The sequence below is a fragment of the Mesorhizobium sp. genome, assembly GCF_004962245.1.
Lineage (GTDB): Bacteria > Pseudomonadota > Alphaproteobacteria > Rhizobiales > Rhizobiaceae > Mesorhizobium.
In genome coordinates, this window is sequence record NZ_SUHQ01000107.1 from 1 (window position 1) to 431 (window position 431).

General features: G+C 64.7%; 1 pseudogene. It reads left to right on the forward strand.

From position 1 onward, the window contains the following. Nucleotides 1–431 (forward strand): annotated as a pseudogene (locus E5X88_RS33550) (transposase); the annotation flags it as partial.

The following is a 431-nucleotide window of genomic DNA, read 5'->3' on the forward strand; positions in this document are numbered from 1 at the left end:
CCCATGAAGGCATCAAGGCGGCCGTCACCAAGGTGCTGTGCGCGACATGGCAGAGGTGCCGCGTCCACTTCATGAGGAACGTGCTGGCTCATGCCGGCAAGAGCAGGCGCCGCGTCGTCTCCGCTTTCATCGCCACCGCCCAGGAAACGCCCGAGGCCGCAAGCACGCAGTGGCGCGCCGTCGCCGACCAGATCCGGCCGAGGGTGCCGAAGCTGGCGACAATCAAGGACGACGCCGAAACCGACGTGCTTGCCTACATGACTTTCCCCAAGGAGCACCGTGCCAAGCTGCATAGCACCACACCCGATCGAGCGCCTCAACGGCGAGATCAAGCGCAGGACCGAGGTCGTCGGATGAATGGGCCGTGCAGCGGGCCCGCTACATGACCCTTGAGACCATCAGCCAGATGAGCGATGATCCGCTCATCAGCC